Genomic DNA, 23,030 nt, shown 5'->3' with positions numbered 1-23,030 from the left:
CTAATTTGCAAAACAATTGTGGATTTTATGGTCTCGGTCTTTATAATCACTAACTTTTAGTCCTTATCCTTGTGGAATTAAACACGATGACTGACTTAGTTCAGCAGTTGGCAAGTGAACTTGCCGTACGTCCAAACCAAGTAGAAGCTGCCATTAAACTGATTGATGAAGGCTCTAGTGTTCCATTTATTGCACGTTACCGTAAAGAAGTAACACAGGGTTTAGACGATATACAATTACGCCAACTCGATACGCGCCTTGTTTATTTACGTGATTTATTTGAACGCCGTGAAAAAGTAATCGAATCTTTAAAAGAACAAAATAAACTTTCAGATGATTTGCTCGCTCGTGTAAATGCCGCTGAAACAAAAAATGCCTTAGAAGAGCTTTACGCACCGTATCGTCCAAAACGTACCAGTAAATCTTTTAAAGCAAAAGAAGCGGGTCTTGGTGTTATCGCAGAAAAAATTATTGCAGAGCAAGTTGATCCTACAGAAGCTTTGGCTGGTTTTAGCCATGAAGAATATCCAGATGTTGAAAGTCAATTAGATGCGATTCAACACATCATTATTGATGATTGGGCACAAAATATTCCTTTGACAACAGAGTTGAAAACGACTTTTGCAAAAACCGCTGTGTTGAAGAGTTTAGTTGCATCTGAAGAGAAAAAAGAAGTCGGTAAGAAATTCCGTGATTACTTTGATTTCTCTGAAAACCTCAACAAAGTACCTTCACATCGTTTATTGGCGATGCTGCGTGGTCGTCAAGAAAATGTGCTTGGTCTTAAAGTTGATGGTGAAGATCATGCACCACTTTCACGTATTGAAACCGAATATAATCTTGAGACAGTTCAACCACAATCTCGTCAAGACTTTTTAAAACAAACAGCAAAACTGTTTTGGTTAGGCAAAGTGCGTCCGACCATCGAGCATTCATTATTGACTGAAAAACGCCTTGCTGCTGAATCAGAAGCAATGAATGTGTTTGCTGAAAACTTACGTCATTTGTTACTTTCTGCACCTGCTGGTTCTCGTACCACACTGGGTGTTGACCCTGGTATCCGTACAGGTGTGAAACTTGCTGTAGTTTCAAATTCAGGCGATGTTTTGGCACACAGCACCATTTATCCTTTTGCACCTAAAGAAGATAAGGCGGGTTCAATTGCAGAACTGGCAAGACTGTGCCGTGAATTCAATGTAGATTTAATCGCCATTGGTAATGGAACAGCAAGCCGTGAAACTGAAGCAGTTGTCGCTGAAATGATGGCTGAGAATACTGATCTTAACTTAACCCGTGTTTCAGTCAGTGAAGCAGGTGCATCAGTATATTCTGCTTCAGAGTTGGCTTCTGCTGAACTTCCTGAACTTGATGTAGCGATTCGTGGTGCGGTGTCTATTGCGCGTCGTTTACAAGATCCTTTAGCTGAGTTGGTTAAAATTGATCCGAAATCAATTGGCGTAGGTCAATATCAGCATGACGTGAATCAAACCAATTTGGCAAAAACACTGGATGCAGTGGTAGAAGACTGTGTGAATGCTGTAGGTGTGGATGTCAATACTGCTTCTCCTGCAATCTTGGGTTATATCGCTGGTTTGAATAAGGCGATTGCGCAACAAATTGTCGATTACCGTAAAGAAAATGGTCGTTTTGATAATCGTCAAGCATTAAAGAATGTCCCTCGTTTGGGTGAACGTACCTTTGAACAAGCTGCAGGTTTCTTGCGTATTCAAGACGGTTCTGAGCCTTTGGATGCATCATCTGTTCATCCTGAGTCTTATGGCTTGGTCAATAAGATTGTTGAAGCCAAAGCGACTACAGTGAAAGATATTATTGGTAATACTGAAATTATCCGTCAGGTCAAAGCGGAAGATTTTGTGGATGATCAATTTGGTTTACCGACTATTCAAGATGTGTTAAGTGAACTTGAAAAACCAGGTCGTGATCCACGTCCAGAATTCCGTACAGCTAAATTCCGTGAAGATATTACTGAAGTGAGTCAGTTAACTGAGGGCATGCAGCTCGAAGGTGTAATTACCAATGTGACCAACTTCGGTGCATTTGTTGATGTTGGTGTACATCAAGACGGTTTAGTCCATATTTCTGAACTTGCTAATGAATTTGTTGCAGATCCTCATAAAGTTGTTAAACCAGGACAAATTGTACAAGTGCGCGTGTTGACAGTAGATGCTGAACGTAATCGTGTGAATTTGTCGATGCGCCCTGAAGGTTCTGAAGCACCTGCTAAAGCACCTCGTCAAAAGCGTGAGTTTAATAACAATGAACAACGTGCTGAACGTAAGCCACAAGGTAAGCGTCCACCGCAAGGTCGTCCAAATCATGACAATAAGGACAAAGCACCTCGTCATGACAAAAAGCCTCAGGCAGCAAAACCTCAAGAAAATAAAATTGGTGGTTTAGGCGCATTATTATTACAAGCAGGGATTAAAGGATCTAAATAAGCCTTAATTTCTCAAAATGAAACCGCCGTAAGGCGGTTTTTTATGGACTAGACAATCGCAGAAATATCACAATCTTTTTTAAAGGGGCATGCTTCGCCAATCACAAGATTTTCAAGCAGATGCTGAATGTTTTGTAGTTGATGGATTTTTTCACGAATGAGATTAAGCTTGTCGGTTAAAATCTCATGGAATTGTTCCGCTGGAATTTCATTCACATTGACCAAATCTAAAATTTGTTTAATTTCAGCCAAAGTAAAACCTAAATTTTTAGCAACTTGGATCAACTGTAATTGTTGTACATCCTGTTCTGAATAATCTTTGTATCCATTATTGCGTATCAAAGGATGAATAAGATCCAGCTTTTCATAAAAACGAATCGTATCCCGACTGAGATTGAGGTGTTTTGATAACTCACTGATTAACATCACTGGCTCCAAATTTGAATGTACTTGCAAGAAACACTTGACTGTGGAGTGTACTCCATCCTTTAGATTAAGTGTGAACATAAGGAGCGTAGCAAGTGATGCAAAATAATCAAAGTACAGAAAAAATTACCTTGGTCGCAGGTGCAACAGGATTTATTGGTAAATTTCTGGTGGCACAATTACTTCAAGACAATAATCAGGTTTTTGCGCTGTGTCGAAATCGTGAGCAGCAAGAACCTAGATTGAAAGCTTGGCTAGAAAAGCAAGGAATAAATCATCAAAAATTGCAATGTATACAAGGTGATATCACCTTACCAGACTTGGGTATTTCAACTGGAGACTGGAAACGGCTTGCAACAGTGACACATTTGTTCAACACCAGTGCGTTATTTGCATGGAATCTGTCGATGCAACAGGCACATGAAGTGAATGTTCGAGGAGTCATCAACTTACTTCAAACTGTGAATGCTCACTGTCACTTGAAACGGGCAATCCATCTTTCTGGCTATATGTTGACACTTACTCAGCATTTGGAAAATACTGGAGTTGATCTGAAAAATATAGAAAAAACAGATTGGCAGTCTGTCTATCAAAAACTAGGTGCTTATGAAGCTTCCAAAATTGAAGCGCATTTTGCTTGGATCAAATCTGCACAAGCGTTGAAAATTGATTGGACTGTGATACACCCTGCAACTGTCATAGGAGATGAAAATTCTGGAGAAATCGCAAAATATCAGCCGATTGAACATCTCATTACCCAATTGATACAACGCAAGTTGGCTGCAATTCCTGCCACCCCTCAGCATTATTTGCCTTTAGTTTCAGTGACCATGTTGGTTCATGCGATATGTAAAGCCTCACAGGATCAATTGGCAGTAGATCAAGAGATACTGATTGTTAATCCCACCCAGATTTCTTTACAGGTATTGATTCAACATGCGGCAGATCGCTTAAATCTTAAGGCACCACACTATTTTGTTTCTCTCAAAATATTAAAATTAATTTTAAAATGGAAATGGCTTGCTCAAAAGTTGGAGTTATCTGCGGAAATGTTAAATTTCATTCGTACAGAGCAATTGAATATTGATGCATTTTTAAAATTGAATCAAAACTGGAAAATACCCGAAACCAATCTCAAGCAAACCATTGAACGGACGGCTGAATGGGTCAAGCAAAATTATGACGACTAAGGAAAAAGTGCCCATTGAATAAAATGGGCACTTTTCTCGAGCAGCATTATCGTGTTGTATAACCACCATTGGCAAAAATAGTCTGTCCTGTAATCCACCAGCCTTCTGTGACTAAGAAACGTACCAAAGGTTCAATATCTTCAATTTTGGTTAAGCCCCCCAGTGCTGAGGCAGATTTATGGTACGCCACAGCTTCAGGTGCTTCTTGACCATAGAAAAATGGGGTATCCATTGGACCTGGTGCAACGGCTGTAACGGAAATACCACGCGCTCCGTATTCCTTTGATGCCGCGCGAGTATAGTGCTCAACCGGTGCTTTTAAGCCTTCATAGGTGGAATACAAACCGGTATAGGCTGCCAAAAGACTGGTCACGATTGAGCAAATTTTTCCACCATTGTTGAGATGTTTTCCCGCAGATTGAATGAAGAAATAAGCAATTTTATTATTAATGTCATTCATTGAATCAAACTCTTGTTCTGTGGTTTCAATCAATGGTTTTTTTAATACTCGACCGACTGTATTAATTGCAATATCGATACCACCAAAAGTTTCTTTGGCTTTGATGAACAAGGTTTCAATATTCTCAATATTAGAAAGATCTGCTTGTATCAGTGTTGCATGAGCACCCAATTGTTCAACAGCTTTAAGTGTTTCTTCAGCACCCTTTCGGGTTTCTGGGCTGTTATAGTGAATGACCAAATTTGCGCCTTGTTCTGCAAATTTACGAGAGATCAAACCACCTAAATTTTTTGCGCCACCCGTAATAATAACGGTTTTATCTTTTAAGTCATGTGAGCTCATTTTTATTTTCCAATGTTAACCAGTGATGTTGAAATTCTAGGTGCTATTTTTTATTCTACATAGTGGATAGAATCGAATGGATTGTTTGAAAAATTTGAATAATAGATGGATAAAATAGAGCGGTTTAAAATTTTTTGTCTTGTTGCAGAAAAACACTCATTTGCACAAGTAGCAAAAGAGTTAGACTTACCACGTTCCACCATTACCTATGCCATACAAGCTTTAGAAAAAGAATATGAAATTTTGCTGTTTAATCGAACTACTCGAAAAGTCAATTTAACCAATGACGGAATGCAATTTTTTCTAGAGGTTAAACACTTAATTCTACAGTCTGAAACATTAGATCATTTCAAATTAAAAAATCGTGAGCATATAGGAAAAATTAAAATTGGTTTGCCGTTGCGTATAGCAACACAATACCTTATTCCTTATCTCAATGAGTTTTATGAAAAATATCCAAATGTTAAAATTTCAATTTATAGTCATGATCATTATTCAGATTTAATCGAACAGCGTTTAGATTGTGTCGTTCGTGTGGGTAGGGTGGAGGATGAAAATTTAATTGTAAGACCGATTGCCAATGTTGATTTATATACCTTGGCTTCTCCTGATTATCTAAATAGGTTGCAACAGCCATTGCGCTTGACGCATTTACAAGAGCATTTTCTGATCGGGTATCAAATCAAAAATTTAGATACTGATTTTGAGCGCCTGTATTTTAAAAATATTCAGGTCAATCTTCCCTACAAACTGTGTGTAGAAGACACAGAAAGCTATCTACATGCTGCTTTACAAGGATTGGGGATCATTCAGATTCCAGCGTTCGATGCAGTGCCTTTTATTGCACAAAATAAATTAATTCGAATTTTTGAAGATGAACCTTGTCTCAAGATTCCTGTTAATTTTTTATTTTTAGAAAGAAAATATAGACCTGCCTATTTTCAATTTTTTATTGAGTGGCTAGAAAGCTTACTTAAAAATAAGCTTTCTAAGATATCTTAAACTTACCAATGTTCGCCAGGGAATAAACGCGCATAGGCACGTTGTACTAGATTAAGTTTCTGTGGTTCGCCCACAGAAGCAGTTGAGCTTGGGAATAAATTAAAACCAATCGACATTAATTTATTGTTGATTCCTGGTGCGATTGAATAGGTAATTGAAGCTAAACGTCCTAAGTTGGTTGCAACTTTTTTCGGACGTTTAACAATCGCATAAGCCACCAAATCAGCAGCTTGTTCTGGAGAGAGCGTCGGAACGTACTTATAGATTTTGGTTGGTGCAATCATGGGCGTACGCACTAAAGGCATATACACCGATGTGATCGCAATTTTATGTGAGTGGACTTCGGCAGACAAGCAACGGCTAAAGGCATCTAAAGCCGCTTTTGAAGCAACATAAGCAGAGAAACGGGTTGCGTTTGCCAATACACCAATCGAGCTGATATTGATGATATGACCATCTTTGCGTGTCATCATTTGCGGTAAGATGTTCAATACCAAGCGTACAGCACCAAAATAATTCAGCTGCATGGTACGTTCAAAGTCATGGAAACGGTCGACAGACTCATGTACAGCACGGCGAATCGAACGTCCTGCGTTATTAATTAATATATCAATATGATCAACTGAAGCAATGATTTGCTTAGAGACCCTATCAATTGCATCCATATCATTTAAGTCGCACGGAAAAATGTCCGCTTGACCACCTTCTGCCTGGATTTCCGCTTGAACTTCTTTGAGTGTTTCTTCTGTACGAGACACCAAAAGTACATGTGCTCCTGCCGCAGCAAGTTTTTTTGCAACCGTTAAACCAATACCACTAGATGCACCAGTGATTAATGCAATTTTACCTTGAACCTTTTCTTGAAAAAGTTGCTCCAATTTCTGATTCATAGCTATTTTCCTGATTTTGCTAAAATGAATATATGAGCTGTATTTTTAGTTTCTGGGTGAAGCTATCCTTGTATAAAAGATAGTCAGTTTTATTGGGGGCAATAATATACAAAAAAAATAAAATTACTAGTAGTAAGCCTCTGAATTTAAAAAATATTTTAGAGTAAATACTCTATAGTTTTTTTATTTATTTGGTGATTTTTACCATATTGAAATCAATTTTTAAAGTAAAAACAATCAATGTTTGCGTGAAAAATAAACAAATGAATTCAGGTGGATAACCCAGTATAATTGATCAATAAACAGAGCCAGTTTTAGCTCTGTTTATCGCGCGATATATACAATACAATTAACGTAATTTATGAAAATGCAAGTTCGTCATAGGCTTTCTTTAACTGTTCTTTTGCATGAAGATGACCTTGATGCGCCGCTTGTTCAAGCCATTTTTCAGCATGACTATAACTACGGTCTAAACCCAGTTGCCCATTGAGATAACTCAGCCCCATTTTATATTGGGCTTCCTGATCTCCGCGTAAAGCGGCTCTGAGATAACACCACATTGCATTGCGATTTGCGATTTCATCTGAACTTAAATGTTGATCTTCAAAATCATGTGCTTGCGCTTTTTCGAGCGTGGCTTCAGATGCATTTTGTTCAAATGCTTGGCGAGATGTGGAATCTCCTAAAAAACGGTTAAAAATATGCACCAACATATAAAACCTCCTTGCTAATCCATTAACAAAGTAAAAGAGATTGCTAATCATAAAAAATTGATTAGATATCAGTAAATCTAGCTGATTTTGTAAACTTTGCAAATAATTTTATGTAATTTGTCAATTGCTTTTTATATACTTTTGTTTATGTTAGTCCTAGTTAATAAAAGATTTAGAATTTTTAAAAATTACCTTTCTGTAATTTGAATAGCTCAATAAAGTTGCTATATTCATCATGTATTTTGATTTCGAGTCTCAATTTGTGAAACGTTCAGCTGTTTTCATCACAGTCTTGCTAAGTTTGTTCATGTTCCAGAGCCTTTGGAATGTGGCAGCGGCTTTTTGTGATCATGAAAAAAGCGCTGGAGCAGCTCAGAAATCAGTCATTCAGCATTTTGGTCATCATAGCGCACCTGATTGTACGCAAGATCAGTTATTACATCCTCAATTATTGGGGAGCTATGTATCCGAGGCTCAAACAGATCATGGGGCTTCTTCACAGAAAGCAACCCATCAGCATGATTTACGTGCTAACGATTTTCTAAATCATTTCAATGATGATCATAGTGATCATTTGCCTTCTTTAGTCCATTTTATTGTCGTGGATGATCAGCAACATGCTGAACAGCCTAAATTTATAGGTTACCGAGAAGCGCCATTTGTTGGCTGGAACAACTTATACCAGTCGCCTGATCTATATTTTCCTAACCCACCGCCCCTCTTATCCCCGCTATAAGGTGGGGTAGCCGAAAAATCACTCACCGCTAATATTTGAATTTAGTGGAGCATTTCTATGCCTAAAAAAACATGTAAAACCGTACAAAAGTCTAGATTGAGCTTTAGATCGTCTCTTCTTGGCGCGCTCATGGTGAGTATCATTACATCTAGCGCTTGGGCGAATGATTCAAAACAGTCATTAACCTTGCAACAGGCAATCGTAAAAACAGAGCAGTACCAACAAACACAAAATGTGTGGCAGACTCAACAACAGATTGCGGATGCGAATATAAAACAAGCAAAACTGTGGACAAATCCAGAGATATCCATACAGCAAACAGGCTTTGGTTCAAATGAGGATAAAGAGCTTGCGATAGGTGTTTCTCAGCGCTTAGATCTTTTTGGTGAGCGAAAATCTGTTCAAAAATTGGCGCAACTTTCTAAAGATCAAAGCGATTTAAATCAGCGAATTTATCAAGCCCAACTTGAGCTTGCTGTTAAATATCTATGGTCACAACTGGCAATTTTTGAACTCGAACGTAGTGTGGTTCAAGAGCAGCTTAAAGTCAGTGAAGAAAATTTGAATGCCATCCAGAAGCGTTATCAAGCAGGTGGTGTTGCCCAAGTCGATGTGGATCGGGTGCGATTAAGTCATGCCGAAAATGCGCGTCTGTATCGCCAAGCGGATCTACAAGTTCAGGTTGCTAGACAGCAATTATCAAATTTATGGGGAGATTCAGATAAATCGATCAGTATCAATCTGAGTCCACAATCATTGTGGCCATCTTCTTCTCATCAACAAGTGCAAGAATATTTATCGGATAATTTGTTTGAAAAATCACGCCGTTTACAAGTGTTGCAGGCAAAAGCGACCGTAGATCAGCTCAAAGCCTCAGCACGCCCAAATCCTACTGTGAATTTTGGGGTAAACCGCACACGATCACCTCAAGCACAAACGGATAATGCACTTGTGGTGGGGGTGTCGATTCCATTGAATATTTTTAACCGCCAACAATATGGTGTGCAAATTGCGCGTGCGAAAGAAGATTTATTGAACAAACAGCAAGAATTCTATCTTCGTCAAAATGCTTTGCAGGTCGGTACATTATTGACTGAACTGCAAGGATTAGAAGTGCAATTTAATGCTGTGGATCAGTCGCAAATTCCACTTGCCGCTCAGGTACAACGTAAAACTTTAATGGGTTTTACAGTAGGTAAGTTTGCTGTAACGGATGTACAGCAAGCGACTTTACAATTGCAGGATGTACGTTTACGCAAGGTGCAATTACTCAAAGATGGATGGCAACGTGCCATTGAAGCAGAAAGTTTGAGTCTAGGCGTTGAACCAAGTCAAATCATGGCGAAAGATGCAATCGCACAAATTAATCAAAACTTATGGCAAGAGACTCAAGCACTACCAGTGATTGGTGGGAGAAATTAATATGCTAAATCAATTTAAATCGTTTCAGCATCAGCAGGGCAAAATTTCTCAACGCCTACTGATCATTGTTGCTATTGTCGTGACAGCACTTATTGCAACAGCTTTACTTTTTTCATCGAAAAAAAGCACATCAAAAGAAGAAGGGCATGGTGAGGAAGGACATGCGCATGGTGAAGAAGGTGCAGCAGAATCAGCTGAGGGAGGTGCAAATGAAGGTGGGCATAGTGAAGAGGAGGAAAAAGAAACCATTAGCCTGACTGCACAGCAAATTACTGAGCAAGGCATACAACTCGCCAAAGCGGAAATGGGAGCTGTTTTAAAGTCAGCTTCTTATCCTGCAAAAATCATGGTCAATACCGATCGACAGGCGCATGTATCTCCTGCTTTTAGTGGACAAGTGATAGCGGTAAATGTGGAGCTAGGGCAACGTGTGCAAAAAGGTCAGGCATTGGCAACGCTCGTTGTTCCAGATTTGGTTGACCAACAAGCGAATTTACAGATTGCGCAAGCTGCAATGGAGTTGGCGCATCAAGATTATGAACGTGAGCGTCAATTATGGTCACAAGGCATCTCTGCCAAGCAGGATTATCAGCGTGCATACAATGCCTATAAACAGGCTCAAATACAGGTACAAGCAACCAAATCTCGTCTGTCTGCTTTAGGGGCTTCTTCTGGTAGTCAGGGACGTTATGTCATGACAGCACCGATTGCGGGAATTATTAGCAAAAAAGATTTAGTCATGGGGGAGAATGTTCAGCTTGCCAGTCAATTGTTCGTGATTGATCAGTTAGATCAATTGTGGCTTGAATTTATTGTCCCAAGTTCCGAGTTTTCATCTATTGCACCGAATCAACAGATTGAGTTTAAGTCGTTACAAACAGGTAATACTTTCAAGGCTCAGATTCAAAGTTTAAATACTGAAGCTGATGCTCAGACTGGACGTTTACAAGTGCGTGCCAAAGTATTGTCCAATGCTGCTGAATTACGTCCAAACTTAATGGTCAATGTTCAGCTTCAACAGCCGGGTTCTGCTCAAGCGTTACGTGTATTGAAAAGTGCAGTACAAAAAATAGAGGATAAAGATGTTGTATTTGTTGCCAATGAACATGATAAAAAGCTTGAATTTAAAGCACAGCCTGTCGTCTTGGGGCAGGTATCCAGTGATGGACAGTGGATTGAAATTCAGTCAGGTCTGAAGCAAGGGCAGCAATACGCGGGGCAAGGCAGTTTCTTACTCAAATCTGAACTAGAAAAGGGAGAAGCGAGCCATGACCATTAAGGATTCTCCAGATTCTCAATTAGATTTAGACAAAGATCAGGAATTGCCTCAGGCAGAGGGTTTGTTTGATCGACTCATTCAATTCTCAATCAAAAATGCGATATGGGTGATACTATTTATCGTGGCTTGGATTGGTGTAGGTGTTTATAGCTATCAAAAATTACCGATTGATGCGGTACCTGATATTACCAATGTCCAAGTACAAGTGAACACACAGGCAGCTGGGTTTACTGCATTGGAAGTCGAGCAACGAATCACCTATCCCATTGAAACTGCGATGGCAGGTCTACCTAAACTTGAGATGACCCGCTCAATTTCTCGTTATGGCTTATCACAAGTCACTATTATTTTTAAAGATGGCACAGACATTTATTGGGCACGTCAACAAATTAATCAGCGTATCCAAGAAGCTCAAGCAGCACTACCTGATGATATTTCACCTACGATGTCACCCGTATCGACAGGGCTGGGAGAAATTTATCAGTGGGTGGTCAAAGCTGAACCCAATGCCAAGAAACCTGATGGTACACCTTATACCGCCATGGACTTGCGTGAAATTCAGGATTGGATTGTAAGACCGCAATTACAACGAGTACCTGGTGTTGCTGAGGTAAACTCGATTGGTGGCTTTAATAAAACATATGTAGTCACTCCAGATCTCAATCGTTTACAACAATTGCAAATCCCTCTCAGTGATTTGCAAAATGCTTTGACTTTAAACAATGAGAACCGTGGTGCTGGTTTTATTGAAACCAATGGTCAGCAATTGACTGTACGTGTTCCGGGAATGCTCAGCAGTATTGAAGATATTCAAAATGTCAGCATTGGCAATAAAAATGGTTTTCCGATCCGTGTTGCTGATGTTGCGACCGTAGCGATAGGGCATGATCTTCGAACTGGTGGTGCGACTTATAACAGTCAAGAAACTGTACTGGGTATTGCCATGATGATGATGGGAGAAAATAGCCGTACAGTTGCACGTGCTGTGGATGCCAAAGTCAAAGAAGTCCAGCAGTCTTTACCGAAAGGCATTGTCATTGAAACAGTTTATGACCGTACTGATCTGGTTGAACGAGCGATTAAAACTGTACAGAAAAACCTTGTTGAAGGGGCAATTCTGGTCATTGTTATTTTGTTTTTATTCCTAGGTAATTTCAGAGCGGCTTTAATTACTGCCTGTGTAATTCCATTGTCCATGTTATTCACTTTAGCAGGTATGGTGGAACAAAAAATCAGTGCTAACTTGATGAGTCTTGGTGCATTAGATTTCGGGATTATTGTCGATGGCGCAGTAGTGATTGTGGAAAACTGTATTCGTCGCTTAGCAGAAGCTCAACATGCTAAAGGGCGTTTGTTGTCACGATCAGAACGCTTTAAAGAAGTTTTCCTTGCAGCAAAACAGGCACGTCGCCCATTGATTTTTGGTCAATTAATTATTCTAGTAGTTTACTTACCTATTTTTGCTTTGTCAGGAGTTGAAGCTAAACTCTTCCATCCAATGGCAATGACGGTTGTATTGGCTCTTCTCGGCGCGATTATCCTTTCTGTGACATTTATTCCAGCAGCGGTGGCGCTGTTTGTAAATGGTGAGGTGAAGGAGACAGAAAGTCGCTGGATGCTTTGGTTAAAGCGTAAATATGAAGCAGTGCTCAACTTAGCCTATCATTTTAAAGTATTGGTCATCACGCTTGCGCTGTGTATTTTATTTTTGACAGGTCTACTTGCAACACAGATTGGAAGTGAGTTTGCACCAACATTGAGTGAAGGAGATTTTGCAGTACAGCAAATGCGTTCCCCAAGTACCAGCTTGGAACAATCTTTAAGAATGCAAGAAAATACGGAAAAATTGTTGCTGAAAGAGTTTCCAGAAATTAAAGCCATATTTGCCCGTACAGGTACTGCAGAAGTGGCAACAGATGTAATGCCACCGAATATTTCAGATGCAGTGATCTTGTTAAAACCGCAGAAGGAATGGAGAAACCCGAAAGAAAGCATAGATGAATTACGTCAACGCATGATTGCATTTCTGGCAACACTACCCGGTAATAACAGTGAGTTTTCACAACCGATTGAACTACGCTTTAATGAATTGATTTCAGGTGTGCGTAGTGATGTTGGGATCAAAATATTTGGCGATGACATGGATGTATTGAACCAACAGGCGAGTAAAATTGCCCAACAAGTTCAAAGTATTTCAGGCGCATCCGCAGTTAAGATCGAGCAGACATCGGGTTTACCTTTGCTCAATGTTGAAGTGAATAAAGCAGCAGCAGCGCAATACGGATTATCTGTAAGAGCTATTCAGGATTTGGTTGCAACAAGTGTAGGTGGACAAAATGTTGGGCAGATTTTACAAGGAGATCGTCGTTTTGACTTTGTGATCCGTCTGGATGATGCGCAACGTACCCCAGAACACTTGGCTGTGCTGCCGATTCAAACACCAAATGGTGGCTTAATTCAGTTACAAGATGTCGCTAAAGTAGAAAATATTTTAGGTATCAATCAGGTCAGCCGTGAAAATGGTAAGCGTCGGGTTGTTGTCACTACAAATGTAGAAGGGCGTGATTTAGGTTCTTTTGTTGCAGAACTGCAATCTACTTTGGCTAAACAGGAAATGCCTGCAGGGTATTGGTTGAGTTATGGAGGGCAGTTTGAAAACCTCACTTCAGCCAAAGCTAGAATGCAATTGGTGGTTCCATTGGCATTGATTACGATCTTTATCTTGTTGATGGCTGTTTTCCATAACTTTAAAGAAAGCCTACTGGTCTTCACTGGTGTTCCATTTGCCCTATGTGGCGGTTTGATTGCATTGTGGTTGCGAGGAATACCATTATCTATGTCTGCTGGTGTTGGTTTTATCGCGCTCTCTGGTGTGGCGGTGCTGAATGGTCTGGTCATGTTGACATTCATTAAGGAATTGCGTCAGCAACTTGATGTTTATCATGCGACTTGGCAAGGTGCAATTTTACGTTTAAGACCTGTTCTGATGACAGCCTGTGTTGCCTCTTTAGGTTTTGTGCCGATGGCATTGGCAACTGGGACAGGTGCAGAAGTACAGCGTCCATTGGCAACAGTGGTCATCGGTGGAATTATGTCATCTACGTTGTTGACCTTGGTGATTTTGCCTGTGATCTATCGTTGGATGAATGAGCGTAAAGAGCGAAGTAACTAATTGCTTGTCTAAAAAACAAAGCCCTCTTTTTGAGTAAAACAAGAAGAGGGTCTCTATATTTTTAAGGTTGTATTATTTGCCAGCAGGTAATACGCCTAAGCTAATAATGGTGTAGTTTTGATTGACTGGTTTTGCGGTTGAATTGAAAGGTTCACTGACTTCAACAAGATATTGTCCAGAATATGGGAAAGTAAGTGTGGCAGAGCCATCCGTAGCGACAGGAACTTTTAACGCTTGCTTATCGGTTTGACCTTGAGCTCGAATCAGTAACTCCGCATTTTTGAGTGCTTGCCCTGATTTTTTAATTAGAATTTGTACAGGTTGTTGTGCAGTGATGTCATTGGGATGGGTTTTAAACTCAACCTGTATGACTGCATCAGTTTTGTTTTGAAAAGCAGAGGATTTATCTTTTGAAATATAGCTTTGGATTGACCATTCACGCTGAATACTGACGGGTACAGGGGCTTTTTTGAAATCAGACGGGACGACATAGTCACGTTCAGAAATATTTCCTGCTTTATCTGCAGCAACATCAAAAAGCATTTTCCATTCTTTATTATGTTGTACATATTTGAGCGGGAAAGAAACTTTAGTACCCAGTTGATAAGTGCCTGATTGTGGTAAAGCTAAGTCAAAAACAGTCGCAGATTTTAAAGTGCTGGCAGGTTGAACTTGTAATTGGCTTTGATCAGGTTGAATGACCGTTAAAGTTGTTTGTTTAAGTGCATGTTCAGCATTGAGCGCTTCTTCTGCATAACCAGCAATGACAGGAATTTGTGTATTTGCAGTGAGGTAACTCAACGGAGCAACATAGGGTTCATGTGCATGGCTATAAGAGCAAAATAGTAAAGCAAGGCAAAGATATTTTTTCATTGTAGACATCCTGTTAGAAGGGGTATTGTCAAATCTAAAAATGTTGTGCAGGCATTATATAGAGAAAAAGTATTATTGATAATAATTATTATTATCAATAATTGAAAAAGAAATGAATTGCGAATACATAAAATAAAGAGAGGTGCGAAATGAGTGAACAACAAGGGCATGATCATAGTCACGCCATGGTCACCGAGGGCAATGTTAAAAAACTAAGCTTTGCATTGCTATTGACTGGTACTTTTTTGATTGTTGAAGTGGTGGCTGGGTTCATTACACAGAGTTTAGCGTTATTGTCTGATGCTGCGCATATGTTTACCGATGCAGCTGCACTCGCAATTGCATTGGTCGCGATAAAAATTGGAAAATTACCCGCGGATAATAAGCGTACCTTTGGTTATCAGCGTTTTGAAATTTTGGCGGCATTGTTTAATGCGCTGATGTTGTTTGTGGTGGCGATTTATATTTTTTATGAAGCTTATCAACGCTTTAGCCAACCTCCTGAAATTCAAAGTGTAGGCATGATGATTGTCGCCGTTATTGGTTTGGTGATTAATCTGATTTCGATGAAGATTTTATTTTCAAGTTCCCAAGAAAGTTTAAATATCAAGGGAGCTTATTTGGAAGTCTTGAGTGATGCGCTTGGTTCAGTTGGTGTTATCGTCGGTGGAGCAATTATTTATTTCACGGGTTGGATGTGGGTTGATACAGTCATTGCTGTGCTTATCGGGTTTTGGGTCTTGCCAAGAACATGGATTCTACTTAAACAAAGTATCAATATTCTCTTAGAGGGTGTACCTGAGGAAATTGATATTGAGAAGTTACGGAATGACCTGTTATCAATCAAAGGCGTGGAAAGTATTCACCAACTCAAAGTCTGGGCAATTACTTCCAAAAATGTTCATTTAACTGTCCATTTGTATGCGCCTGAAGCAGATCGCAACCAGCTGTATCAACAAGCCATGGAAATGCTGAGTCATCAGCATGGGATCACCGAAATGACTCTACAAATCGAGGATGATGCAGATATGGTAGATTCACATACAACACAGAACCATGTTCAAGATTCACCTATAGCTCAAGAAAAAAACCATTCACATTAATGTGAATGGTTTGATTTTTAAATCTGTTAAGTAATGGTTTTAGATTTGCCATTCATGATTACAGTCGCGACACTTCCAATTTTTATTGGCTTGCATAAAAGATTGCATGGAAATTTTAAAATCAGGAAGATCACGCCAAAAAAGCACGCCAGCAATCACTGTTGCAATAAAAACCACCACTGTTGCAATCTGCAATGTTTGACCTGCACCGTTACTGAAAATCCACATCACTATACTGATGACAACCAAAAGCAATAAAATAAAGAGTAGTGGAATCAAGAATACCAAGCTTTTAGGTACAACTGGGCGAGCTGCAGGTGTGTTGCCATTTGCAACTGGGAGAATTTTCCGGCTTTGACACTTTGGACATTGGTATTGCATGGTGACTCCATATTAATCATCTTGCTATTATTCTAATCGTTCTCATTCAGAATGCAAAAAAGACTGGATGACTAAACTCATGATCTAAGATGATACTCGAAGATATTGTCCGCAATTATTTTAGGCGGGATTCTATTTATAATTGTTGTTTTACTCGTGATTGAGTGTTTTTGCAGTTCTCTAATAAGTTTTACGGTCAACTGTGAAATTACTAAAAGTGAGCTATGCACGTGCGTATCAACTCTTCACGATGTTTTTTAAAAGTTAAAGATATGTTTAAGTCGAAGTCCCATTCTATAGTTTTTTAACCAAATCCTCGGAGATATTTGTAAACTTTTCATAGGGAATAAATATTCCTTTGCTTGTCATCCGATCATGAAAATAAAAATCAATATGATGGGAAATTAAGTGGTCAAATTTGAGCTGTTCTTGCCAAATGTAGTGAATTAGATTTAGGTGATAACTCAAAAATTGATCTATTCCTAAAAAATGATTGGATGGACGTAATAACTCACTGACACTATCCCAGAAATGAATATCTGGGTTCATGTTTGCCATCAATGCGACTAAATTCATCGTTTCAATTTCTTGAATTTCAATATTTTCATAACTGATGTTGATTTCTAAAATAGCATCTTTCTCACAATTTTTACCTGCTGTACGGTGATTCGCAATCAGCAATATTGTTGTGATTCCTGAAAAGTGCAGAATTCCTTTCATATTGCAATATCTATGATAAGTATCTTGAAGGAGTTCTTCTAAATTTCTTTTTTTTGGCATTTTTCGCATACATTCAGCATAAAAACACGTTGTTATAAAATAATCACCAGCTGCTGCAAAAAAACCAAAGGGTACTTTTCTAATTTTTTGATAATGATCATTGATATTCAGAGTGATATGTTTTTTTGTATCGCTGTATTTTATGACTCCACGTCTATCTGTAGCAAGTATTGCGTAACGATCTAAGTTGAAGGCGATGACTAATGACATAAAAAATCAGGACTATTAAAAGATTGTGAGTTATAATTTAACAAATAATTAAATTATGATAAACAATGAGGTGAAAATGGGTAGGGAATTTGTTGTTAGAGCTGGTCAGCATAAGTTTGAGAGTGGGGCAAAAATACAAACAGTCTTTCCAGCACTTCCTGTGATGATTGATCAACCTTATTCAGCTGCTGTGACTTTTCTTGATGATGCCAAACAACCGATGGCGAATTATAACTATCGACTGATTGCTGAAAATGGGCTTGAAGTTTCGGGAATCACGGATGAGTTTGGAAAAACTCAACCGATTCAAACTGATCAGCGGGAAAAAGTCGATTTGTATATTGCAGATTTACCAAATAATCTCCAACAAAATTCAGGCGAATCTCCGCTTCTCAAAAAAACATATGAAGCCTTGTTTTATGTGGAAGATCCAGAAGATGAATTAGATGATATTGATCATTTAGAAGAATAAGAGGAAATTATGGTTGCTCCAATTGTTGCAGCTGCATATGTGGTCATTGCATTTTTGTTGAGAGTATTACTTCACGTACTCAAAAAACTCCTCAATCAGGCAGCAAAAGTGACCACTGAATTGGTCAAAAAGTATCTTGCACCTTTTTTAAAAGATATTGGCGCAACGATTGCTCAAGAGTTGATTGAGTTTATATTTTCTTTTGCAACTGAAGTTGCGACTGATATTAAGCGAGAACAAAGAGCTTCTACGACACCCAAACCAAGCGGTTCAACAAAACCAACCGCACCGTCGCAAGCTTCAAGAGTTGGCGCTTGGTATGAGGTTTACACCAAGAAACCAATTTTATTTAAATCGGTGATTTGTAAAGTTTGCTGTTTTAGTAATCAAATTGGTGGTGCAACAGGGAAAGCGTCTAAAAAAGAAACGATTGCTGATAAAGTGATTAATTTATGGGGCGGATTACGCCACCTTAGACAAAAAGCCGTGCAAGTCATTTTTGCACTCGTAGATATTGTGATGGAACACAAATGTCCGATTAAAGCCGAAGTGATTTATGACAAAAAAACCAAACAACCGTTGATGGTTGCTGGGACAAACCCACCTCGACATAAGTTTATGGAAACCCCTGGGGGAGATCATCGAATAGGGGCGGATATTCTTATAGTGAAAAATATGATGAAAGCGCCGACATTAGATAATATTTTACATTGGGTGGAAATAAAATTTTTAGACAGTAAAGATCCACCGAATAGAAAGCAAATGGATGATTATTCAAAATTTTTGAAGGGTAATAGTAAATTGGCAATGATTCGGGTATCGGCAAATCCCCAAGATAGTGATTGTGGTTGTAAGGCAAAGGCAGTACCGCAAAACACACAAAAGCCAAATAGTACCCCGCAAGGCAAAAAGACCAGTAAAGTCAATCAAATGCGTGAAGTGTGGGACATTGTGGTCAGCAATGCAGAAAATCTTTGGAAATAAGAAGGAATAGATGATGGGTGAGTTATTTCAACAAGCGGAAGCGTGGTTAGATCAGATTGAACAAACACAAGATTATACATTGCCTTATGTGGATGTTGAATCCAAAACAGAACCCGTCCGTTTAAATCTAATGATGTCTTTTTGGTTTTATAAAGGTGAAACTTTAGAAATCCGAGAACAGGTTTTCAATAAAGTTTTAGATTATATCAAACTTACTGGTATTGAATTTCAACGTGAAGCTTCGATTAAAAATCAACGTGAACGGAACTTCCGAAAAGAAGAATTTCCTCAAAATTGGTTAAATGACATTAGAAAAGCTGATGTTTGGAGTTCTTTGATTTATTACTTTTCAGATCAACCCAGGATGGACTTTGCGCCTAAGTTTGGATTGGATGTAAGTTGTAGTTCTGAATTAGGGGATGGAGAATGGTATTCAACTGTGAATTTTATTTTTCCATTTGATTTTACAAATCATATTGATCAACGATTAAAGTGTATTGAATTTTTTAAATCAATTATTCGTGAAATTAAAATAGAACAAGCTTATTGTGGTTATCGCGTCGGACAGCCCCTAGATTTTACCCAAGCTGTACCGTGGCAAGCTTTTGAAACCGCAGCCAATTATCGCTTCTTAGGTCTAGATATTGAAAAGAATATGACGCAAAGTAGTGCTGTAACCAATGATGAACCCTCTTTAGAAAAAGGTGTACGTTCAACAGCTTGGTTGGTGTATCTCGGTCAACCGTGGCTAGAAAAACTCGATGAAGTACAAGCGATTCAACAGCAAGATTCGAATACGCCATTACGTTTAGAACCGATCAATGGTGGAATGTTTTTTAGAGCAGATGAATCACCACAATTGGCAAGAATAGGTTTACCACGCCCACAAGGTTATCAAGCGTTAAATAATATTCTTAAACCAATTCGAGAGAAAATGCTTCCGTTAACGCAATATGCCGATTCATTGGCAGATTGGGAACCTGTATTTTTTCAGCCTGAACAATGTGATTGGTGGCTTGAACGTTGGGATCGAGAAGATGATGCTGAGTTATTAAAAAAATATCCTGTTCCTGAAAACTTAAAGCCGCAGGATTAGATTTGATTTATGGGATGTTGATAAATAATGGGTGAGTTATTTCAACAAGCAAAAGCTTGGTTAGATCAGATTGAACAGACACAAAATTATACTTTGCCTTATGTGGACGTTGAATCCAAAACAGAACCCGTGCGCTTAAATCTAATGATGTCTTTTTGGTTTTATGATGGTGATCAATTATATGTTCGAGAGTATTTCTTTCATAAAATTCTCGAATATATCAAATTAACTGGAATTGAATTTGTTCGAGAAGCATCGGTCAATAAACAAAGAGAACGTAAATTTCGTAAAGAGGGTTTTCCCGAAAACTGGGTTAGTGATATTAAAAATAAAAAATTAGATGATCCACTTAATTATTATTTTTCAGATCAATCTAAAATGAATTTTGCACCTAAATATGGTGTTGATGTAGCCTTTAGCTCAGAAATGGCAAATAATGAACGCTACTCAACAGTCAATTTTATTTTTCCATTTGATTTTACAAATCATATTGATCAACGATTAAAGTGTATTGAATTTTTTAAATCAATTATTCGTGAAATTAAAATAGAACAAGCCTATTGTGGTTATCGCGTCGGACAACCCTTAGATTTTACTCAAGCTGTACCGTGGCAGGCTTTTGAAACCGCAGCCAATTATCGTTTTTTAGGCTTGGATATTGATAAGAATATGGTTCAACGTAGCCATGTGACCAATGATGAACCCTCTTTAGAAAAAGGTGTACGTTCAACAGCTTGGTTGGTATATCTCGGTCAGCCGTGGCTAGAAAAACTCGATGAAGTACAAGCCATTCAACAACAAGACCCGAATACGCCATTACGTTTAGAGCCGATCAATGGTGGAGTGTTTTTTAGAGCAGATGAATCACCACAATTGGCAAGAATAGGTTTGCCACGCCCACAAGGTTATCAAGCGTTAAACAATATTCTTAAACCAATTCGAGAGAAAATGCTTCCGTTAACGCAATATGCCGATTCATTGGCAGAGTGGGAACCTGTATTTTTTCAGCCTGAACAATGTGATTGGTGGCTTGAACGTTGGGATCGAGAAGATGATGCTGAGTTATTAAAAAAATATCCTATTCCTGAAAACTTAAAGCCACAGGATTAGATTTATTGATCAAATGAAGTGATATTTTAGTCTATGAGTTTTTCAACAGCTTGTCTATATCACTAGGTTGAAGTCACATTGAATGAATCAAAATTTAGATAATAAAAAACCCAAGTCATTATGCTTGGGTTTTTTACAAAGATGTCGCCATCTTGAATATGGCGTCCCTACGGGGATTCGAACCCCGGTTACCGCCGTGAAAGGGCGATGTCCTAGGCCTCTAGACGATAGGGACAGATGAGGCAACACAGGTAAAACTTTTGGTGGAGTCAAGGAGGATCGAACTCCTGACCTCTACAATGCCATTGTAGCGCTCTACCAACTGAGCTATGACCCCCAGTCTGTGTGAGCGCAATATTAGGGATATTGCGCCTTCACGTCAACAGAAAAATGAATTAAGCTTCTTCGATTGCATCATTTTTCGGCAATTTGATGCTTTCGTTTAGTTTTTCCCAAACTTTTGCTTCTTTTTTACTCGGACCACCCACAATTTCAAGTGCATGGCGTAAACGTGCAAACGTTAAGTCTGGACCAATCGTCACCATTGATTGCATAACAGGGGTCGATGAAGTTGAACCCGCAATCGCGATAAAGAATGCAGGCATGAAATCACGGAGTTTGATTTCCATTTGATTCGCCAAATCCATGAGCGTTTGGCTCACGGTATCGTTGTTCCAAGTAAATAAGCTTTCTAAACGCCAGATGGCAAACTGCAAACTTTGACGAACTTGTTCTTCACTGAGTTTTTTACTTTCGAACTGTTCTTTTGACAAGGTAGGGAATTGATTGAAATAGAAACCTGCCCAGTTAACAGCTTCAGAAAGTAAATTAATACGTGGCTGAATGGCTGCAGCAATGTCTTCAAGGGTTTTACGGTCTGCTTTCCAAGCAAGCAAAGTATTGAGCAACTCAGCAGGTGTAAGCGCTTTAATCCACTGACCATTTAACCAATTGAGTTTTTCAACATCGAAAATTGGACCGCCTAAAGAGACACGTTGAATGTCAAAATGCTCAATCATTTCAGCTAAAGTAAACTTTTCGCTTTCATCTGGCATTGACCATCCCATACGACCTAAATAATTGAGTAATGCTTCAGGAAGTACGCCGATATCTTTGTAATAATTGATCGAGGTTGGGTTTTTACGCTTCGACAATTTTGATTTATCAGGATTACGCAACAATGGCATGTGACATAATGTTGGCATTTCCCAACCAAAATATTGGTAGAGTAACTGGTGTTTTGGCGCAGATGGTATCCATTCTTCACCACGGATTACGTGGGTAATATCCATTAAATGATCATCGACCACATTGGCCAGATGATAAGTTGGTAAGCCATCAGTTTTCAGCAAAATTTGCATGTCTACCTGTGCCCATGGAATCTCAACTTCACCACGCAATAAGTCGTTGAATTGGCAAATCCCTTGTTCTGGTACTTTCATACGAATCACATGCGCTTCACCAGCAGCAAGACGTTGTTGTACTTCTTCTTGAGAAAGTTTTAAACCACGCCCATCATAACGTGGTGTTTCACCACGAGCCTGTTGCTCGGCACGCATTTGATCAAGCTCTTCAGCCGTCGCAAAACAATAGAAGGCATGCCCTTTTTCAACCAGTTCTAAAGCATATTGTTTATAAATTCCCATACGTTCAGATTGGCGATAAGGTGCGTGTGGACCACCGACATCTGGACCTTCTGACCAATTTAACCCTAACCAACGCAATGAGTCTAAAATCATTTGTTCAGATTCAGGTGTAGAGCGAAGTTGGTCTGTATCTTCAATACGAAGAATAAATTCACCACCATGTTGTTTGGCAAAACATAAGTTAAACAAAGCAATATAGGCAGTCCCTACATGTGGGAAACCTGTTGGAGAGGGTGCAATACGAGTACGGACTTTCATAACCAAATATTATTCAGAATGTAAATT

The 23,030-nt window shown here is 39.0% G+C and carries 20 protein-coding genes and 2 tRNA genes; 12 read left to right on the top strand and 10 right to left on the bottom strand.

Features of this window, described 5'->3' with window-relative positions:
- Positions 1 to 86: 86 nt before the first annotated feature.
- Positions 87 to 2,459, top strand: coding sequence for a Tex family protein (locus TOL5_RS19920; protein WP_009584348.1), 2,373 nt, complete (start codon positions 87 to 89; stop codon positions 2,457 to 2,459).
- A 47-nt stretch (positions 2,460 to 2,506) separates the two neighbouring features.
- On the opposite strand, the gene TOL5_RS19915 is transcribed toward TOL5_RS19920, so the two are convergent.
- Positions 2,507 to 2,884, bottom strand: coding sequence for a MerR family transcriptional regulator (locus tag TOL5_RS19915; protein ID WP_005034381.1), 378 nt, complete (start codon positions 2,882 to 2,884; stop codon positions 2,507 to 2,509).
- Positions 2,885 to 2,982: 98 nt separating this feature from the next.
- Here TOL5_RS19915 and TOL5_RS19910 point away from each other — a divergent pair, with 98 nt between their 5' ends.
- A complete protein-coding gene (locus tag TOL5_RS19910; RefSeq protein WP_058968296.1) occupies positions 2,983 to 4,074 on the top strand; it encodes an SDR family oxidoreductase in 1,092 nt (363 codons plus the stop codon).
- Between the two features lie 46 nt (positions 4,075 to 4,120).
- Here TOL5_RS19910 and TOL5_RS19905 read toward each other — a convergent pair whose 3' ends face one another.
- Positions 4,121 to 4,876 carry an SDR family oxidoreductase gene (locus tag TOL5_RS19905; protein ID WP_058968299.1) on the bottom strand — a complete coding sequence of 252 codons (756 nt, stop codon included), beginning with the start codon at positions 4,874 to 4,876 and terminating at the stop codon, positions 4,121 to 4,123.
- Positions 4,877 to 4,981: 105 nt separating this feature from the next.
- Here TOL5_RS19905 and TOL5_RS19900 point away from each other — a divergent pair, with 105 nt between their 5' ends.
- A complete protein-coding gene (locus tag TOL5_RS19900) occupies positions 4,982 to 5,878 on the top strand; it encodes a LysR family transcriptional regulator (RefSeq protein WP_121774332.1) in 897 nt (298 codons plus the stop codon).
- 2 nt (positions 5,879 to 5,880) lie between these two features.
- Here the strand turns inward: TOL5_RS19900 and TOL5_RS19895 are convergent, their stop codons facing one another.
- Together TOL5_RS19895 and TOL5_RS19890 are read right to left on the bottom strand one after the other, a co-directional pair.
- Positions 5,881 to 6,768 carry an SDR family NAD(P)-dependent oxidoreductase gene (locus TOL5_RS19895; protein ID WP_004825436.1) on the bottom strand — a complete coding sequence of 296 codons (888 nt, stop codon included), beginning with the start codon at positions 6,766 to 6,768 and terminating at the stop codon, positions 5,881 to 5,883.
- Between the two features lie 359 nt (positions 6,769 to 7,127).
- The gene (locus tag TOL5_RS19890; RefSeq protein ID WP_004825435.1) at positions 7,128 to 7,481 is read right to left on the bottom strand and encodes an SEL1-like repeat protein; all 354 of its coding nucleotides are present in this window, start codon (positions 7,479 to 7,481) and stop codon (positions 7,128 to 7,130) included.
- A 307-nt stretch (positions 7,482 to 7,788) separates the two neighbouring features.
- Between TOL5_RS19890 and TOL5_RS19885 the strand changes: the two genes are divergently transcribed.
- The 4 genes from TOL5_RS19885 to TOL5_RS19870 are packed head-to-tail and all read left to right on the top strand — an operon-like array spanning position 7,789 to position 14,090.
- Positions 7,789 to 8,217 carry a cation transporter gene (locus tag TOL5_RS19885; protein ID WP_227543976.1) on the top strand — a complete coding sequence of 143 codons (429 nt, stop codon included), beginning with the start codon at positions 7,789 to 7,791 and terminating at the stop codon, positions 8,215 to 8,217.
- Between the two features lie 57 nt (positions 8,218 to 8,274).
- Positions 8,275 to 9,639, top strand: a complete 1,365-nt coding sequence (locus TOL5_RS19880; RefSeq protein WP_121774334.1) for a TolC family protein — start codon at positions 8,275 to 8,277, stop codon at positions 9,637 to 9,639.
- Position 9,640: 1 nt separating this feature from the next.
- Positions 9,641 to 10,918, top strand: a complete 1,278-nt coding sequence (locus TOL5_RS19875; protein ID WP_004825432.1) for an efflux RND transporter periplasmic adaptor subunit — start codon at positions 9,641 to 9,643, stop codon at positions 10,916 to 10,918.
- A complete protein-coding gene (locus TOL5_RS19870; protein WP_058968307.1) occupies positions 10,908 to 14,090 on the top strand; it encodes an efflux RND transporter permease subunit in 3,183 nt (1,060 codons plus the stop codon). Before TOL5_RS19875 ends, TOL5_RS19870 begins: the two co-directional genes overlap by 11 nt.
- A 72-nt stretch (positions 14,091 to 14,162) precedes the next feature.
- Here the strand turns inward: TOL5_RS19870 and TOL5_RS19865 are convergent, their stop codons facing one another.
- Positions 14,163 to 14,963: a DUF4198 domain-containing protein gene (locus TOL5_RS19865; protein ID WP_121774335.1), complete on the bottom strand. Its 801-nt coding sequence runs from the start codon at positions 14,961 to 14,963 to the stop codon at positions 14,163 to 14,165.
- Positions 14,964 to 15,112: 149 nt separating this feature from the next.
- Between TOL5_RS19865 and TOL5_RS19860 the strand changes: the two genes are divergently transcribed.
- Positions 15,113 to 16,066: a cation diffusion facilitator family transporter gene (locus tag TOL5_RS19860; protein ID WP_121774336.1), complete on the top strand. Its 954-nt coding sequence runs from the start codon at positions 15,113 to 15,115 to the stop codon at positions 16,064 to 16,066.
- A 39-nt stretch (positions 16,067 to 16,105) separates the two neighbouring features.
- On the opposite strand, the gene TOL5_RS19855 is transcribed toward TOL5_RS19860, so the two are convergent.
- On the bottom strand, positions 16,106 to 16,447 hold the full coding sequence (locus TOL5_RS19855; protein ID WP_004825419.1) for a hypothetical protein: 342 nt from the start codon (positions 16,445 to 16,447) through the stop codon (positions 16,106 to 16,108).
- A gap of 294 nt (positions 16,448 to 16,741) precedes the next feature.
- Positions 16,742 to 17,437 carry a hypothetical protein gene (locus TOL5_RS19850; protein WP_005034370.1) on the bottom strand — a complete coding sequence of 232 codons (696 nt, stop codon included), beginning with the start codon at positions 17,435 to 17,437 and terminating at the stop codon, positions 16,742 to 16,744.
- Positions 17,438 to 17,513: 76 nt separating this feature from the next.
- Between TOL5_RS19850 and TOL5_RS19845 the strand changes: the two genes are divergently transcribed.
- The 4 genes from TOL5_RS19845 to TOL5_RS19830 are packed head-to-tail and all read left to right on the top strand — an operon-like array spanning position 17,514 to position 21,099.
- Positions 17,514 to 17,909 carry a hypothetical protein gene (locus TOL5_RS19845; RefSeq protein WP_121774337.1) on the top strand — a complete coding sequence of 132 codons (396 nt, stop codon included), beginning with the start codon at positions 17,514 to 17,516 and terminating at the stop codon, positions 17,907 to 17,909.
- Between the two features lie 9 nt (positions 17,910 to 17,918).
- Positions 17,919 to 18,893, top strand: a complete 975-nt coding sequence (locus TOL5_RS19840; protein ID WP_198261029.1) for a hypothetical protein — start codon at positions 17,919 to 17,921, stop codon at positions 18,891 to 18,893.
- Between the two features lie 13 nt (positions 18,894 to 18,906).
- Complete coding sequence (locus TOL5_RS19835; RefSeq protein ID WP_121774339.1) at positions 18,907 to 19,989, top strand: type VI immunity family protein; 1,083 nt, start codon at positions 18,907 to 18,909, stop codon at positions 19,987 to 19,989.
- Between the two features lie 27 nt (positions 19,990 to 20,016).
- Positions 20,017 to 21,099, top strand: a complete 1,083-nt coding sequence (locus TOL5_RS19830; RefSeq protein WP_121774340.1) for a type VI immunity family protein — start codon at positions 20,017 to 20,019, stop codon at positions 21,097 to 21,099.
- Positions 21,100 to 21,258: 159 nt separating this feature from the next.
- Here the strand turns inward: TOL5_RS19830 and TOL5_RS19825 are convergent.
- The 3 genes from TOL5_RS19825 to gltX form a co-directional block, all read right to left on the bottom strand.
- A tRNA-Glu gene (locus tag TOL5_RS19825) sits at positions 21,259 to 21,334 on the bottom strand.
- Positions 21,335 to 21,360: 26 nt separating this feature from the next.
- A tRNA-Ala gene (locus TOL5_RS19820) sits at positions 21,361 to 21,436 on the bottom strand.
- A gap of 58 nt (positions 21,437 to 21,494) precedes the next feature.
- Positions 21,495 to 23,003, bottom strand: a complete 1,509-nt coding sequence (gene gltX / locus TOL5_RS19815) for a glutamate--tRNA ligase (RefSeq protein WP_042089107.1) — start codon at positions 23,001 to 23,003, stop codon at positions 21,495 to 21,497.
- Positions 23,004 to 23,030: the final 27 nt, after the last annotated feature.

This window comes from Acinetobacter sp. Tol 5, assembly GCF_019702905.1.
GTDB lineage: Bacteria > Pseudomonadota > Gammaproteobacteria > Pseudomonadales > Moraxellaceae > Acinetobacter > Acinetobacter bereziniae.
The sequence above is the reverse complement of the archived record's forward strand: the minus strand, read 5'-3'. Positions and strand labels throughout refer to the sequence as shown.